The sequence below is a fragment of the Paenibacillus jiangxiensis genome (genome assembly GCF_046098255.1).
Lineage (GTDB): Bacteria > Bacillota > Bacilli > Paenibacillales > Paenibacillaceae > Paenibacillus > Paenibacillus jiagnxiensis.
In genome coordinates, this window is the sequence record NZ_JBJURI010000020.1 from 76,137 (window position 1) to 90,713 (window position 14,577).

15 protein-coding genes, 1 tRNA gene and 1 pseudogene are annotated in these 14,577 nt (G+C 53.0%); 10 read left to right on the top strand and 7 right to left on the bottom strand.

Translation table 11 applies throughout. The annotated features are described in order from the left end of the window. Nucleotides 1-44: 44 nt before the first annotated feature. Both ACI1P2_RS19015 and ACI1P2_RS19020 read right to left on the bottom strand, forming a co-directional pair. Nucleotides 45-221, bottom strand: coding sequence for a YjfB family protein (locus ACI1P2_RS19015; RefSeq protein ID WP_355321527.1), 177 nt, complete (start codon nucleotides 219-221; stop codon nucleotides 45-47). Nucleotides 222-272: 51 nt separating this feature from the next. After that, nucleotides 273-1,151: a DUF72 domain-containing protein gene (locus ACI1P2_RS19020; RefSeq protein ID WP_355321529.1), complete on the bottom strand. Its 879-nt coding sequence runs from the start codon at nucleotides 1,149-1,151 to the stop codon at nucleotides 273-275. A 219-nt stretch (nucleotides 1,152-1,370) separates the two neighbouring features. Here ACI1P2_RS19020 and ACI1P2_RS19025 point away from each other — a divergent pair, with 219 nt between their 5' ends. Further along, entirely contained in the window at nucleotides 1,371-2,363 is a 993-nt protein-coding gene (locus ACI1P2_RS19025; RefSeq protein WP_355321531.1) for an MBL fold metallo-hydrolase, read from the top strand. Nucleotides 2,364-2,462: 99 nt separating this feature from the next. On the opposite strand, the gene ACI1P2_RS19030 is transcribed toward ACI1P2_RS19025, so the two are convergent. Together ACI1P2_RS19030 and ACI1P2_RS19035 are read right to left on the bottom strand one after the other, a co-directional pair. Further along, nucleotides 2,463-2,888 (bottom strand): GNAT family N-acetyltransferase, encoded by a 426-nt coding sequence (locus ACI1P2_RS19030; protein WP_355321533.1) that lies wholly within the window; start codon nucleotides 2,886-2,888, stop codon nucleotides 2,463-2,465. 12 nt (nucleotides 2,889-2,900) lie between these two features. After that, complete coding sequence (locus tag ACI1P2_RS19035) at nucleotides 2,901-3,467, bottom strand: phosphatidylglycerophosphatase A family protein (RefSeq protein ID WP_408976275.1); 567 nt, start codon at nucleotides 3,465-3,467, stop codon at nucleotides 2,901-2,903. Nucleotides 3,468-3,638: 171 nt separating this feature from the next. Between ACI1P2_RS19035 and ACI1P2_RS19040 the strand changes: the two genes are divergently transcribed. The 3 genes from ACI1P2_RS19040 to ACI1P2_RS19050 all read left to right on the top strand — a co-directional run bounded on the left by ACI1P2_RS19040 (nucleotide 3,639) and on the right by ACI1P2_RS19050 (nucleotide 6,191). Then, complete coding sequence (locus ACI1P2_RS19040; RefSeq protein ID WP_355321535.1) at nucleotides 3,639-4,700, top strand: GerMN domain-containing protein; 1,062 nt, start codon at nucleotides 3,639-3,641, stop codon at nucleotides 4,698-4,700. A 103-nt stretch (nucleotides 4,701-4,803) separates the two neighbouring features. Next, nucleotides 4,804-5,562 (top strand): ribonuclease PH, encoded by a 759-nt coding sequence (gene rph / locus ACI1P2_RS19045; RefSeq protein ID WP_355321537.1) that lies wholly within the window; start codon nucleotides 4,804-4,806, stop codon nucleotides 5,560-5,562. Further along, on the top strand, nucleotides 5,562-6,191 hold the full coding sequence (locus ACI1P2_RS19050) for an XTP/dITP diphosphatase (protein WP_355321539.1): 630 nt from the start codon (nucleotides 5,562-5,564) through the stop codon (nucleotides 6,189-6,191). Before rph ends, ACI1P2_RS19050 begins: the two co-directional genes overlap by 1 nt. A 60-nt stretch (nucleotides 6,192-6,251) precedes the next feature. On the opposite strand, the gene asnB is transcribed toward ACI1P2_RS19050, so the two are convergent. Beyond that, complete coding sequence (asnB, locus tag ACI1P2_RS19055; RefSeq protein WP_355321541.1) at nucleotides 6,252-8,096, bottom strand: asparagine synthase (glutamine-hydrolyzing); 1,845 nt, start codon at nucleotides 8,094-8,096, stop codon at nucleotides 6,252-6,254. 239 nt (nucleotides 8,097-8,335) lie between these two features. On the opposite strand from asnB, the gene ACI1P2_RS19060 reads away from it, so the two are divergent. Then, nucleotides 8,336-8,686, top strand: coding sequence for a hypothetical protein (locus ACI1P2_RS19060; RefSeq protein ID WP_355321543.1), 351 nt, complete (start codon nucleotides 8,336-8,338; stop codon nucleotides 8,684-8,686). A 174-nt stretch (nucleotides 8,687-8,860) separates the two neighbouring features. On the opposite strand, the pseudogene ACI1P2_RS31485 reads toward ACI1P2_RS19060, so the two are convergent. Further along, nucleotides 8,861-8,947: pseudogene (locus ACI1P2_RS31485) on the bottom strand (DUF4870 domain-containing protein); the annotation flags it as partial. 134 nt (nucleotides 8,948-9,081) lie between these two features. Next, a complete protein-coding gene (locus ACI1P2_RS19065; protein WP_408976273.1) occupies nucleotides 9,082-9,261 on the bottom strand; it encodes a DUF4870 domain-containing protein in 180 nt (59 codons plus the stop codon). A gap of 143 nt (nucleotides 9,262-9,404) precedes the next feature. Here ACI1P2_RS19065 and ACI1P2_RS19070 point away from each other — a divergent pair. The 5 genes from ACI1P2_RS19070 to ACI1P2_RS19090 all read left to right on the top strand — a co-directional run bounded on the left by ACI1P2_RS19070 (nucleotide 9,405) and on the right by ACI1P2_RS19090 (nucleotide 14,320). After that, nucleotides 9,405-9,478 (top strand) — tRNA-Arg (locus ACI1P2_RS19070). A gap of 647 nt (nucleotides 9,479-10,125) precedes the next feature. Continuing rightward, nucleotides 10,126-10,263 carry a RidA family protein gene (locus tag ACI1P2_RS19075; protein WP_355321545.1) on the top strand — a complete coding sequence of 46 codons (138 nt, stop codon included), beginning with the start codon at nucleotides 10,126-10,128 and terminating at the stop codon, nucleotides 10,261-10,263. 188 nt (nucleotides 10,264-10,451) lie between these two features. Further along, the gene (locus tag ACI1P2_RS19080) at nucleotides 10,452-11,222 is read left to right on the top strand and encodes a methyltransferase domain-containing protein (protein ID WP_355321547.1); all 771 of its coding nucleotides are present in this window, start codon (nucleotides 10,452-10,454) and stop codon (nucleotides 11,220-11,222) included. 67 nt (nucleotides 11,223-11,289) lie between these two features. After that, nucleotides 11,290-12,198, top strand: coding sequence for an aldo/keto reductase (locus tag ACI1P2_RS19085; RefSeq protein WP_355321549.1), 909 nt, complete (start codon nucleotides 11,290-11,292; stop codon nucleotides 12,196-12,198). Between the two features lie 394 nt (nucleotides 12,199-12,592). After that, entirely contained in the window at nucleotides 12,593-14,320 is a 1,728-nt protein-coding gene (locus tag ACI1P2_RS19090; protein ID WP_355321643.1) for a proline--tRNA ligase, read from the top strand. Nucleotides 14,321-14,577 lie beyond the last annotated feature (257 nt).

Below are 14,577 nucleotides of genomic sequence, written 5' to 3' on the forward strand. Positions count from 1 at the left end.
GACCTTATGGGACGCCCCTTGGTTTAGGTCATACGGTCTGAGGATCAGACGCGAATGTCCAGCTTGCCGCCCAAATTCGGCTGCACGCTCTTTTCCATCATTTGTATCATGGCCTGTCCCTGTGTTTCAGCCATCTCCTTGGACATGCTCAAAACCTTGAAGCCTGCATTCAGCTTCAAGCTGCTTTGGCTGAGCGCCATAGACGTGGATCCGATATCCATATTCTCCCCTCCTTGGACCGTTCTCATCTTTATTATCGGCAGAAGGAAGAATTAGAATAATTCAAGCTGCTCCGGATCCTCGTCTGTGTCCCGGTCCAGACGTGCGGGAAAAGGCTTGGGGTCCATGCCCATCAGCGTCATCAGCTGCTTCGCGTTAGCGGCCGCGTCCCCGCCCGAGTTATTGTTGAAAATGACGCACACCTCCTGGCTCTGGCGGCCAAGCTCCAAAATGATGTCTTTCCACTCCAGCAGCTCCTGCTCGTTGTAGCGGTAAAGGTAGCGAATTTCCCGCCAGTTGGGTGCACCGCTCTGATTCCAGCCTTCAAGATTGCGGCCGTGCATTCTTACAATGGTCAGGCCTTCATCCGTCGCATGAGGAACGGCCGGCACGGAACCAACACCGGCCTGAGGCTCGTCACATACGCTGTGGCTCCAGCCCTCCCGGCGCATGAAGCTGAGCGTCCGTTCCCTGAATTCAGGAGCGAACCAGCTTTGATGACGGAATTCCAGAATGCAGGGAAGGTTCTTCATTCTCTGTTTGGCCGAGCGGAGAATCTGTACATTTTCCCTCGTACAATCAAACCAGGGCGGGAACTGGAACAGAATTCCCTTCAGCTTGCCGGCCCGGGTCAAGGGTTCGACGGAGCCCAGAAACGCGTTGTACATATCCTCCTCAGTCACAAAAAAGGGAGTTTTTCCTCGTGTATGTCCTGTCATGCCCTGATACGCCTTCACGATAAAGGAAAAGTGCTCTGGAGTCTCCTCAGCCCAGCGTTCCATCCGCTCGGCCGGCTGTACCGCGTAAAAAGAGCTGTCCATTTCCACGACGGAAAAGTGGGAGGCATATACGTGCAGCTTGCCCGCAGGTTTGGTGCCGTATGGATACAAATCGTCATGATCTCCCCAGCCCGTAAGTCCGATCCGGATCACTAGCGGATCACTTCCTTCCTGCTGTTCAGGTAGTAGATGATGCTCTATCTCTGCTGTCTGCAGTCATTGTAGCATGAAAAGGATTGAAATGATGAGCAAAGGCCATTATCATGAGCGTGTGCACGAATGACGGAAGGGAATTACTGTAACGGCGAGAAATAGATAGCAGAGAATATCCGATATACGATTAGATCCCGATCGTTACAGGAGGAGAAGAAGATGAAGCTGCCCGAATGGACCCGTTTTGAAGAGGAAGGAATTATTCAGGTGAAAATTACGATGGCTTTTCCACTGCGGTGGGTTAACAGCTATATTGTGCCTGGGGACGAAGGCATAACGGTTGTGGATCCCGGACCGCATACGCCATCGGCCGTGGAGGACTGGGAGCGGGTATTCGATGAGCTGAACTGGTCAGCAGAGGATATCACCCGCATCTTTATCACCCACCATCATCCCGATCACTATGGATTGGCGGGATGGCTTCAGGAGCGAAGCGGGGCGCCGGTGCTGATGTCGGCCAGGAGCCAGCAGGCAGCGCGTTTCATGTGGGGGGAAGAAGGCGGGACAGAGGAGAGGCTTATCCGTTTCTTTCATACTCATGGACTGCCCCAGGAGCTGTCAGAGCCGATGCGGGAGCATTTGCTCGGATCGTACAAAGAGGTTTTGCCCCAGCCGGCAGTTACCAGTGTAAATGAAGGAGACAGCTTTCAGATGGGTGGCAGGCTGTGGGAGCCGATCATGACGGGCGGACATGCGCCTGGCCATCTGTCGCTGTATCAGCGTGACAGTGGAATTATGATGTGCGGTGACGCTGTACTGGCGCAAATTTCTCCCAATGTAAGCCTGCTGCCCGGGGGCGATGAGCACCCCCTTACAGCTTACATGGACGGATTGCAGAAGCTGGGACAATATGAGGTGCGTCAAGCCTTCCCGGGGCACCGTCATCCGTTCGGTCATTTCAGGGACCGTACTGTTCATCTCCTTGAGCATCATGAAGAAAGGCTGGACCGGTTTGCGCAGCTGCTGGATGAAAAACCGCGCAGCGCTTATGAGCTGTGCCTTGCCATGTTCGGGGACAAGCTCACCGTCCATCAGCTGCGTTTTGCGCTCTCTGAAACGCTGGCTCACCTTGATGAACTGATGGCAAGGGGGCAGGCCGAGGAGCAGGCGAGCACACAAAGCACAGCATATGCTGCCATTTCTAACCGGTAGAGCTGTGTTAAAGAGTAACGGAAGCAGAAGAGGCTCAAGCCAATTGGTTATGATTGACTTGAGCTGAGGCTCTCTCAGTATGGTTTTCCACTCAAAGCCCTATACAGACTTCGAGTATACATAAAAGCCGCTGCGCTGCTCCCAGCCGTTCGCTGACCAGAAGCGCTTGCCCGTTTCATTGTCGCTGATCACGAAAATATGGCATTTGTCTATTCCTTCCCGCCTCAGCGCCTCCAGCGCATGCTCCACAAGCCGGGCGGCAATACCGCGGCCGCGGCAGTCCGGGTTCACCGCCAGGTGGTACATATACCCTCTGCGGCCGTCATGTCCGGACAGAAGGGTGCCTGCAATGCGTCCCTCAATAGCGCATACAAAGCTGAGTCCGCGGTTGCGCTCCAGATACCGCCCCAGCTGCTTGGGGGAATCCGCTTCGCTGACCGCCAGACCCTCTACACTGTGCCATAGCTCCAGCGCCTCGTCATAATCATCCATGGACATGCTGCGAATCAGAAGTTCCTCTCCCATCGATTTTCCTCCTCACTCGGGGGCGCTGCCGTCTCCCACGCTTTCTTCACCCAAGGACTTCTCCCTTTCGGCCTGCTTGCGGTGGGCAATACGGCTGCTGGCGGAGGCGGCGACCGCGCCTACGATATCGTCCAGGAAGGTATGGATCGGTTCGTCGTTCTTGTCGTTCAGCCTTTCAAGCACACCCGGCTTCAACTTATCCACATAGCCGTAGTTGGTAAAACCGATACTCCCGTATACGTTCACGATTGAGAAAGCCAGGATTTCATCAACCCCGTACAAGCTTTCATCATTTTCGATCATTTCCTGCAGTGGTGAAATCAGCGCGCCCTGCTCAGCAAGAATATCCAGCTGAATTCCGGTAAGGACCGCATTTTGCACCTCCCGCTTGCTGAGCACCTTCTCAACGTTATGGACACACTCTTCCATCGTGAGGTCCGGGTAATATTTCTTCTGCAGCAGCATGACCAGCTCTGCGATCTCGTCAACGGTTACGCCGCGTTTATGCAGCCACTCTTTTGTAGCGTCCGCCACTTTTTTGCTGTTCAGGCTGTAAGGAATTTTCTCGGGATTCAACATAATCACCTCTCGCTATGATGTCTTGTACAGTATAACCAATCCTCCCATGATTTCCTTGCCGCTGATCCGGTAATGTACAACGATAGATATTTTTCTTACGCATGTTTTGCGGAGGGGCTCGTATACATATTAGTACAAACTGAACAAAATTGTTAGGAAGGAGCTTCAACGATGAGGGGTAAACCATCATGGCGGACAGGATCCGCCGTCTGTATCCTGTCGTCTGTGCTGCTGCTGAGCGCTTGCGGGGATTGGAGCACGGGTGCTGAGTCTATCGATCCGCCTCCTGCTGCCGTGGAAGAGGCCATGCTCGCAGCGGCGGAATCTCACGGGAAAGAGGCTGTTGCAGGAACAAAGCTTGAGGAAGTTTACCTTCAGGACACCAATGGATTCCTGGTGCCAGTGTCGCTCCCTGTTCCGGGAGGCAGCGCTGAGGTGAACGCCAAAGCGGCTCTTGAAATGCTGGTTAACGGCGGACCCTATGCAGGAACCCTTCCCGATGGTTTTGCAGGCGTTCTTCCACAAGGAACCGAAGTGCAGAGCGTAACCATTGACAAGAATGGAAAGCTGGCCGTCATCGAATTTACAAAGCCTTTTACGGAATATAAGGAAGCGGACGAACGAAAAATTGTAGAGGCCGTGACTTGGACACTGACGGAGCAGCCCGATATACAAAATGTGCAAATTTGGGTGGACGGACAGAAGCTGAGCGAGATGCCGAAGGGCGGAATGCCGCTGGACCACCTCCTGACGCGGGGAATTGGCATCAACCTGCAATTGGGGCAGGGGGCTTCCTATACATCCTCCAGGCCTGTTACAGTATACTTTTCTTCCTCTTCTCCCGCCGGTATTCAGTATTACGTTCCTGTGACGAGACTTGTCCCGCCTGGCGAGGATAAGATGAAGGCATCTCTGGAAGAGTTGATCCGCGGCCCGCGACCGGAGGATGGTCTGAATCAGGTGATGACTTCGGAGACGGTGCTTAAATCCGTGGAACAATCTCCGGAAGGCATAGTAAAAGTATCCATGGAGGATGATATGTTTGCGCAAGGCGAGGTGGTGCCGGCCGAATTTTTACAGTCCGTCGTCCTGACGGCCTCCGACAATGCGGGCAACAGCTCCGCCAAAGTGCAAATTGTGCTGAACGGTGAAACCAACGTGCTTGGCGAGGACAATATAAACTATGGCAAGCCCGCGGCCAAACCGCAGCATATCAATGAAATTCCCATTTGATCGCACCGTACATCCACCTGCGGCATCTATCTTTGGATTTTTCAAAACTCCTCTGGTAAAATAGGGTGAATATACAGGACGCAATTACGTAGGAGGCACTTACATGAGAACTAACGGCCGGAACGGCGATGAGCTGCGCCCGATGAATTTGACTACGGGTGTTAATAAATATGCGGAGGGTTCCGTCTTCATTGAAGTCGGGGACACCAAGGTGATCTGCACCGCGAGTGTGGAAGAAAGGGTTCCTCCCTTTATGAAAGGCCAGGGCAGGGGCTGGGTAACCGCAGAGTACTCCATGCTGCCGCGGGCGACGCATACCCGCAACCAGAGAGAAGCGGCCCGCGGCAAGCTGGGCGGCCGGACGATGGAAATCCAGCGGCTGATCGGCAGGGCGCTCCGTTCGGTGGTTGACCTGCACGCGCTGGGCGAGCGGACAGTCACCCTGGATTGTGATGTGATTCAGGCGGACGGCGGAACACGCACGACTTCAATCACGGGCTCATTCGTAGCCATGGCGATCGCAATCAATAAAATAGCCGAGCAGCACAAGCTGCAGCGCTTCCCGATTACGGATTTTCTGGCGTCTGTCAGCGTGGGCGTGGTAGGAGGGCAGCCTCTTCTTGATTTGAACTATGAAGAGGATTCAAAAGCCAAGGTGGATATGAATCTGGTCATGACGGGCGGCGGAAAATTTGTCGAGCTTCAGGGGACCGGAGAGGAAAGTCCTTTTGACCGCAAGGAGCTTGATCTGATGCTTTCGCTTGGCGAGCAGGGCATTCTGCAAATGATTGAGCGGCAAAAGGAAGTGCTTGGACCGATCGCGCTCAAGATAGGCACAGGCCAGGCGGGGGTGCGGGCCTGATGCGGCTTGAGCAATCCGTGGTTGTAGTAGCCACCAGAAACAAAGGCAAGATCCGCGAGTTTGCGCATGCTTTCGCCCCATTCGGCAAGCAGGTTAAGAGCATGTACGACTATCCGGAGCTGCCGGATATCGTTGAAGACGGGAAAACCTTTGCGGAGAATGCTTTCAAGAAGGCAAAGGCTGTTGGAGATGCGCTCAGGCTGCCTGTGCTTGCGGACGATTCGGGCCTGTGCGTGGATGCGCTGAACGGGGAGCCAGGCGTCTATTCGGCACGCTTTGCCGGCGAAGGCGCCAGCGACCAGGAGAACAACCTCAAGCTGCTGGATATGCTTGAATCCAGGCAGCTCGGGGATGATACGGAGCAGCCTCTGCTGAGTCCCGCCCGTTTTGTGTGCGCCTTGATTTTGTACGATCCCGCGTCGGGGGAGACTCTTGAAACGGAAGGCAGCGTCGAAGGCTGGATTACCTCGGACACCGCCGGCAGCGGCGGTTTCGGCTATGATCCGCTGTTCTATTTGTCGGAGTATGGTAAAACGATGGCAGAGCTGACGCTGGAGGAGAAGCAGGCGATCAGCCACCGCGGAGCGGCGCTGCGGCAGCTGGCTGCCAAGCTCGAGAAGCAGCTGTAGCTTTGAATGCACCAGTGTAACCCGGTTCCATGAAATGGAGCCGGGTTTTTCGCGTTTAAATCAGCGGATCGCTACACGATAGGTCTTCAGCCAATGATTCACCTGCACGAGATAGGCGAATAGCTGTGGGCCGGACATCAGCTGCCCGAACCACGGCAGATTTGAAGAGGCGTCGGGCGAGTCGGCAATCTCCCGGATGCGCTTGGCATCAATCAAGGAGAGGATGGGAGAAGAGGCATCGGCAAGCATGTCGAGCGCCTGCTGTCTCACGGTGTGCAGATAAGCCGGATTATGGGTTTTCGGATAAGGGCTCTTTTTGCGGTAAAGCACGTCATCCGGCAATACACCTTCCAGCGCCTTGCGCAGTAGGCCCTTCTCGCGTCCTCCGGTGACTTTGATTTCCCACGGAATATTCCATACATATTGAACGAGTCGGTGATCGCAGTATGGAACCCGGACTTCCAGTCCCACGCCCATGCTCATCCGGTCTTTACGGTCCAGCAGCGTAGGCATGAAGCGGGTAATGTTCAGATATGACATGACTCTCATTTGGGCTGCCTTGCCGGTCTCTCCCGCCAACTTCGGCACCTCGCCGACGGCTTCGGCGTAGCGGTCATTCAGGTACTCGATTGGCCTGATCCATTCCCTGACCTCAGAATTCAGCAGGCTTGCCCGCAGCTCCGGTGCCACAGCCCACGGAAAGGTTCCGGAGTTGAGCATCTCGTCCCGGTGGAACCATGGATATCCCCCGAACACCTCGTCGGCTGCTTCACCGGAAATTGCGACGGTTGCGTGTTTTTTGATCTCCCGGCAGAACAGATAGAGCGAGGAGTCCACATCCGTCATTCCCGGCAGATCACGCGCTTCGGTCGATGCATTAAGCGCTTCAACCACTTCGTGCGTATCAAACTCGATCCAATGGTGGTTGGTGCCAAGCTCCTCAGCCATGCGTCTGATCCACGGTCCGTCAGCCCCAGGCTGAAAGGAGTGCTCTTTGAAATGCTTGTCATTATCGACATAATCCACAGAGAACGTATCGATGATCCCTTGCTCCGTCCTTGTATAATAGCTGACGGCAAGCGCGGATAATGCGCTGGAATCGAGCCCGCCTGAGAGCAGGGAGCAAACGGGCACATCGGAGGCGAGCTGGCGTTCGAGCGTATCCTGCAGCAGCTCCCGTACCCGGAGAGCGGTCTGTTCGGTATCGTCCTCGTGAGCAATGCTTTCCAGCTTCCAGAAGGCGCGGATTTTCGTTCCGCTTCGGTCATGAATCAGCGTATGCCCGGGACGGAGCTCACGGATGGAGGCGTAAACTCCGTGCCCGGGAGTACGTGCTGGCCCGATGATGAAGATCTCGGCAAGGCCGTCTGCATGTACGACAGGCTCAACTTCGGGATGCTTGAGCAGCGCTTTGGGCTCGGAGCCGAAGATGAGACCGTCCTGGATTTCACTGTAAAACAGCGGTTTGACTCCCAGACGGTCCCTCGCCATGAAAACATGCTGTCTTTTTTCATCCCACACCCCAAAAGCAAAAATACCGTTCAGCCGGTCGACACAATCTGGCCCCCACTCGATGTAGGAAGCAAGCAGCACCTCCGTGTCGCATTTAGTTAAAAAGTCGTGTCCCCTCTGCCGAAGCTCTATTTTAAGCTCGGGGGCATTGTACAGTTCCCCGTTATATACCAGCGTGTACGTATAGTCATCCCGTTTGCGGATCATGGGCTGCGCTCCGTTCTCGGGATCCATGACGCTGAGACGCCGGTGTCCGAAGGCGCACGGATTGGATATCCACGTTCCCGCCGCATCCGGCCCCCGATGGGACAATGTACGCGTCATGTCGGACAGCAATTCCGATTGTACCGTTAAATCCTTATTCCACTGTATAAATCCAGTAATTCCGCACATGTAGGTTCATCCCTTCCTTGTCTTCCTGGTCTCGCTTTATACACTGCAGGGAGTTCCTCCCCGGCCGCAAAAGTATAAACAAACATATGCCGGATGAAGGCATAAAATGTCTGTCCTTACCGAAAACTACAAACATAGAACGGCTGGCGGCTGACACGGACAAGCCCATGCTTCCGAAGTGAGTTTTGTACGAAGTCGATTTAAGAAGTAACGCTCACAAAACTTTTAGGAGGATGCGTATGTATACGATTAAAGATGCAAAAATTCGGAGATTTACCGAGATGGACGGTGTGCGCTGCGCGGAAATCGAGGTGAATTCGGCGAGCGTGGAGGATACGGACTTGCTTGTATATCTTGCTCCTGCCGAAGGAGAGCAGGGTTACAGGATGCTGAGCATGATTCGCAATGACGCGGATATGGAGCTCGACTGGTACGACAATAATCTTCATTCCGCTTTCGAGGAAGTGACGGATGTCGTATTCCGCGATGCAGACGGGAAGGATTTGCATGAGAAGCGGGGACGATTCACACGCGAGTTGCTGTCCCACGGCAAGATGGACAGCGAGCTGGCTGCAGAGTTCGGGAAATGAAGCTGCCATGCTGCAGCGGCATGCTTCGGCTGGTGATTCTGTTCCGCCGCAACCCGCTGCGGTTCATGAAAGGCGGAGGCGGATCCCGCGGTCCGGGCGGGAATGCAGGGTAAAAAGTAAAATGCCCCAAAAGCAGCGGCTTGATGGCCGAATTTTAGGGCATTTTTCATAAAATCAAGCATATTCACGCAATGACTGAATGCCCTTGTAGATGTTGTATACAAACACCACAAGATAGACTATGCCAAACAGGAGGAGAAAGGTGACAAATAACCCCGGTCTTTGCGAAGATATTAGAAAGCATAAACGTCCTGGAATAATCCTCCTAATATCGCAAGAAAAACTTCCGCTAAACGCGGTCTGTCTTCTGTGAATTACGTCGATAGACGTTTTTCTTATACGAGCGAGTAAAGCAGCGGAATGACGGCCAGCACGGGAAAGAAATGCGAGAAAAGCGCGCGCTTGGCATGACTTTGCACGTAGTTATCCCTGACAGCGATCCATACGATGACCGGAAACAGGAAGGGTGCGAAAAAAATGCTGAAATAACAGAGCGAGGATAAAAGGTTCCTCATGACAGACACTCCTTTCGTTTCCATACTTACGATCCAGGTGCAGTGTTGCAGAATCCCGGCGAAAGATTAATTTAAAAAACCTCTTCCCATACCACCGTGAAATATGTTATACTCATTAATGCACTGTCATACATAACCTTTAAGTCCCAGTAGCTCAGCTGGATAGAGCAACGGCCTTCTAAGCCGTCGGTCGGGGGTTCGAATCCCTCCTGGGACGTAAAAAAGAAGCTTCCTTCGGGAAGCTTTTTTTACGTTCGAAGCCAGCAGATTGGTTTGGCTCGCAATCTCCGTAATCAGGCTTACAATATTGCCGATTTCCTGGGTTTTATCTCCAGGGCATGGACGACGCCGGCTGTATGGCTGACGGTATTATGGATCATATTCATATGTTCAACCGTTTGAATGACTACGTTGTTGCCGTTCAGTGCCTTTTTATTCGCCTCGACAGTTAATTGGGAAACTGATTGGAGGGAACGACGATAACCTTCCCGTCCTGGCTGATAATCGGGCTGTTTACAAACGATTGCCCTTTACTTTGGATAGCGTTGCTGTACCAGCGCGTTCTCTCGGATCAAAGCCTTCCGCGAAGGTCTGCTGGGGAGAATTCAGAAGCACGCCGTCCGTTGTTGCAAACTGGACATGGTCATCAAACCGGAAACCTGCTTGTTTACAGATTCAACCGTTTGCTGGGTATTGCTCAAGATTTGTGCTGTTACATCGTCTTTGGCCGTTTGATACGATAACCAGCCCAGAATTGCGGGCGGCAGAAGCAAGATGGCCACAAAGGCTATACGCAGTCGGCCATTAATGGTCAAGTGTGTAAAACTTTTCAACTGTAATGATGGTTTATTAGATTGTCCTATCGTGAACAAGGTCCAGGAAGAGCTGTGGGGAGAAGGACCATACCCGCCGCGCACGATCATTGAGGTGGACCGTCTGAACCAGGACGACATCGTGGAAGTGGAAGGCACCTTCTATGCACCAGTAAAAGGGAATAAATAATTTACCCAGTGAAATCCAAGCACAAGCAGGAGCTCTCGACAGAGGGCTCTTTTTCAGCTTTATAGGGACGGGCTAGCAACTTTGCTATAGATATATCCTATCATGGTCATTTGTTTTATATATTTTTGCGATCAAAAGAAGCGTGACATAATTAAAGATAACAGGACACTTATGGAGGAGGGGTTTGGATGACATCGAATGTGTGGCAGCCGGATTTTTACGATACGAAGCTTGGATTTGTGGCCCAATATGGAAAAGAGGTTGTGAAACTGCTTGCTCCTGAGCCGGGAGAGCGCATTCTGGATCTGGGCTGCGGAACAGGGGAGCTGAGCAATGAAATTGCCAGTCAGGGAGCGAAAGTCATTGGACTGGATTATTCTTCTGAAATGATTGCTAAGGCGAAGGCCAAATACCCTGCATTGGACTTTGTCGTGGGTCATGCGCAAAATTTGACATTTGATGAACCGTTTGATGCGGTATTTTCCAATGCTGCCCTGCATTGGGTGCCGGAGGCGGAGGAGACGGCGGCATGTATATGGAATGCGCTGAAGCCGGGCGGGCGATTTGTGGCCGAATTTGGCGGCAAAGGAAATGTTGGAGAAATTGTAAAAGCGATATCCGAGGTGATCACCGACGATTTCGGCAGGGACGCAGACAAGCTCAATCCCTGGTACTTCCCCTCGATCGGCGAGTATGCCTCTTTGCTGGAGCGTCAGGGCTTCCGTGTACTGTTTGCTTCTCATTTTGATCGTCCGACTCCGTTAGCGGATGCGGAACACGGGATTTTTCACTGGCTGGCCGGATTTGCCGGGAACTCATTCCTAGCTTCTTTCGGGGAAGACGAAAAACAGCATATCTATGAAAAAATCGCTGAACGCGTCAAACAGAGCCTGTTTCAGGACGGTGTATGGATCGCAGACTACAAACGAATCAGAATAGCCGCAGCTAAGCCAGCCTAATTTGCCCAAAAGCCGGATGTTTGGTTAATATGGAGTTGAAATACATATCTGAAAGGAGTGCATATCGGTGAAATTCAGAAAGTTAGGGAGAACCGGGCTGGAAGTGTCGGTCGTCGGTGTAGGGACCTGGCAGTTCGGGGGAGAATGGGGCCTGAATTATACCCAGGCTGAAGCTGATGCGATTCTGGATAAGGCGGCTGAACTTCATATCAATCTGATCGACACGGCGGAATGTTATGGGGATCATTTGTCGGAATCGTTTATCGGGGATTATCTTAGCAGACGCAAACGGGAAGAGTGGATTGTGGCGACCAAGTTTGGGCACCGTTTTCACGACCTGTTCAGCCGGACGGATGCCTTTAAGCCGGAGGAAGTACTGGTTCAACTGGACGCATCGCTGAAAGCGCTCCGTACGGATTATGTGGATCTGTATCAGTTTCACTCGGGTCCTGACCAGGTTTTCGATCATGATGACTTGTGGACGCTGCTGGATAAGCAGGTTCAGGCCGGGAAAATCAGACATCTGGGTATTTCCATTGGAAGCAATGACAATCTCCATCAGACAGCGCAGGCGACCAAGGTCAATGCGGACGTGATTCAGGTGGTGTACAACCGATTGGACAGGGTACCGGAGCAGAGGGTTTTTCCTTCCTGTGAGGAGCAGAATCTCGGTGTGCTGGCACGTGTGCCGCTCGCCAGTGGATACTTGAGCGGGAAATATAAGCCAGGCGCTGAGTTTCAGCAAAATGATGTGCGGAACAATCATGATGTTGAGCAGCGTAATGAAAAGCTGAGACTCGTAGAGGAGATCCGGCGGAACGAGGTGCCGGAAGGTGTGCGGATGGCCGAGTGGGCCTTGGCCTGGTGTCTGCAGCATCCTGCCGTTACGAGTGTTATCCCGGGATGCAAAACCCCCGAGCAGGTCGAATCGAATGCGCGTGCGGCTGATCTGGAGCTGCCGGTTGAAAAGGCTTGACAATGTGATACTGCCTAATGTAATTTTATAGAAAAATTATGAAGGAAATATTCAAAGGTGTTGAACGGGACCATATGCTCCGATTCGGCTGCCGACAGAGAAGAAACCCTTGGCTGTAAGGTTTCGCGGCACGGTCGTACGCATCCTATCCCGCTAGCCGCTCATTTGCCGGGTCGTTCCGTTATCGACATGAGAAGCGCATGTTTTATGTAAATTCTTAAGCCCGCGCAGAATAAGGGTGGTACCACGACGCATTCGTCCCTTGACGAATGCGTCTTTTTGCATTTGGGCAGGGTGGGGGTTCCCCGTAACTCAAGCATACAAAAAAACGCTTATGGCTAACGGATTTCATTCCGTTTTTGCCTTGAGCGAAGCGAAAGGAATGGGTATAAAGATGAGACAGACCCAGATTGCTGTTCCTACATGGAGAGAAGCTCCTGCTGATGCGGAATCTGCAGGACATCGTTATCTGCTGCGGAGCGGTATGATCCGGCAGCTGGCGGCGGGGGTGTACACCTATCTGCCATTGGGCTTTCGCGTATTGTCTAAAATCTCCGCCATTATTCGTCAAGAGCTTAGTCATGCAGGAGCACAGGAGATGCTAATGCCTGCACTGCAGCCCGCGGAGCTTTGGAAAACTTCTGGGAGATACGAAGTGTACGGACCTGAGCTAATCCGGCTTAAAGACAGGCATCATCGCGAGTTTGCGCTTGGACCAACTCATGAGGAAGTGATCACCTCACTGATCAAGCAGGAGATTTCATCATACAGACAGCTGCCTGTGGCGTTTTTTCAAATTCAAACGAAATTCCGTGACGAGCTTCGTCCACGGTCTGGGCTGCTGCGCGGCCGGGAGTTTTTGATGATGGATGCATACTCTTTTCACAACGATTACGAGAGCCTCGATGCCTTCTACGAAGTGATGCATGCAGCCTATGAGCGCATTCTTAGCCGCTTCGGCCTGGAATACCGGGGAGTGGAGGCGGATGCCGGAGCCATAGGTGGAGAGGGCGGTTCCCATGAGTTTATCGCCTTTTCGGGCATCGGTGAAGATACGATTGCAGTCTGCGGCAGCTGTGGATACGCGGCCAATTTGGAAAAGGCTGAGGTACGTTTGCGTTTGACTCAAAACGGGACTGAACCTGCCGGGATTAATGCGGAATATGCTGTGCCGGAGAGATTCCACACGCCGGGTTTGCGCACAATTGAAGAGCTTTCGGCAGCCTGCAGGGAGCCGGCTTCTTCATTTATCAAAACCATTCTGTTTAACGCAGATGGAGCGGCGGTTGCCGTGCTGGTCAGAGGAGACCGGGAGGTCAACGAGATTAAGGTTAAGAATGCCTTGGGAGCGCAGGAGCTTCGTTTGGCCGATAGTGGGGAGGTCGTGGACTGGACCGGAGCATCATCCGGTTTTTCAGGGCCTGTTGGCCTCAGCCTGCTGTTTCTTGTAGATCAGGAAGTAGCGCTTATGAGCCAGGGCATCGTCGGAGCCAACGAGACGGATTACCATCTGCGCGGTGTCCGGCCGGGGAGGGATTTCAGTCTGGAGCGGACGGGCGATTACCGCAATGCGGCTAAAGGCGATGCATGCCCCCGCTGTAACGGCGAATTGTCGATGCAGCGCGGGATTGAAGTGGGGCATATTTTCAAGCTGGGGGATAAATATACTGCTGCATTTAACGCTCAAGTGCTGCAGGCAGACGGACAAAGCCTGACTCCTGTTGCGGGCTGCTATGGCATCGGTGTGTCGAGGCTCATGGCTGCGGTGGCAGAACAGTGTTATGACGAACACGGGCTCATCTGGCCGGAGGAAATTGCTCCTTTCCGGGTTCATATTATCCCTGTGTCTGCAAAGGATACGCTGCAGATGCAGACAGCGGAAAAGCTGTATCAGGATTTAATTGGATCAGGTGTCGAGGTGCTGCTGGATGACCGCGAAGAGCGTCCGGGGGTCAAGTTCAATGATGCCGATCTGTTTGGGATTCCTTGGAGAATTATCGTGGGCAAAAGGGCTGGCGAGGGTTATGTTGAAGTGAAGCAGCGAGGGATGCAGGAGTCTAATATGGTGTCGTTAGAAGAAGCAGTAAGGCGGGTTGCTGGAGTAACCACAAAACTTTTCTAACGCTTGGCCTCTAAACGGTTGCGACAACCGTTTATTGGTCCCAAGAACGTTGGCCGACTGCGAAGTAGCGCTATCGAAACTAATGCTCCGATGAACCCAATGGAGTTCTCATCCCAGACGTAAAAAGCTCCCCGAAGGGGAGCAATGTGTAAGGTCCCAGTCGGGATACGGCCCTAACGGGCCGACTGCGAAGTAGCGCTATCGAAGCGTATGCTCCGACGAACCCCACTGGGGTTCTCATCCCCGGACATAAAAAA

Excerpts from the sequence above, each read along its gene's own strand:
- ACI1P2_RS19015 (WP_355321527.1), bottom strand. The coding sequence starts at position 221 with ATGGATATCGGATCCACGTCTATGGCGCTCAGCCAAAGCAGCTTGAAG.
- ACI1P2_RS19025 (WP_355321531.1), top strand. The coding sequence starts at position 1,371 with ATGAAGCTGCCCGAATGGACCCGTTTTGAAGAGGAAGGAATTATTCAG.
- ACI1P2_RS19030 (WP_355321533.1), bottom strand. The coding sequence starts at position 2,888 with ATGGGAGAGGAACTTCTGATTCGCAGCATGTCCATGGATGATTATGAC.
- ACI1P2_RS19035 (WP_408976275.1), bottom strand. The coding sequence starts at position 3,467 with ATGTTGAATCCCGAGAAAATTCCTTACAGCCTGAACAGCAAAAAAGTG.
- ACI1P2_RS19040 (WP_355321535.1), top strand. The coding sequence starts at position 3,639 with ATGAGGGGTAAACCATCATGGCGGACAGGATCCGCCGTCTGTATCCTG.
- rph (WP_355321537.1), top strand. The coding sequence starts at position 4,804 with ATGAGAACTAACGGCCGGAACGGCGATGAGCTGCGCCCGATGAATTTG.
- ACI1P2_RS19050 (WP_355321539.1), top strand. The coding sequence starts at position 5,562 with ATGCGGCTTGAGCAATCCGTGGTTGTAGTAGCCACCAGAAACAAAGGC.
- asnB (WP_355321541.1), bottom strand. The coding sequence starts at position 8,096 with ATGTGCGGAATTACTGGATTTATACAGTGGAATAAGGATTTAACGGTA.
- ACI1P2_RS19060 (WP_355321543.1), top strand. The coding sequence starts at position 8,336 with ATGTATACGATTAAAGATGCAAAAATTCGGAGATTTACCGAGATGGAC.
- ACI1P2_RS19065 (WP_408976273.1), bottom strand. The coding sequence starts at position 9,261 with ATGAGGAACCTTTTATCCTCGCTCTGTTATTTCAGCATTTTTTTCGCA.
- ACI1P2_RS19080 (WP_355321547.1), top strand. The coding sequence starts at position 10,452 with ATGACATCGAATGTGTGGCAGCCGGATTTTTACGATACGAAGCTTGGA.
- ACI1P2_RS19090 (WP_355321643.1), top strand. The coding sequence starts at position 12,593 with ATGAGACAGACCCAGATTGCTGTTCCTACATGGAGAGAAGCTCCTGCT.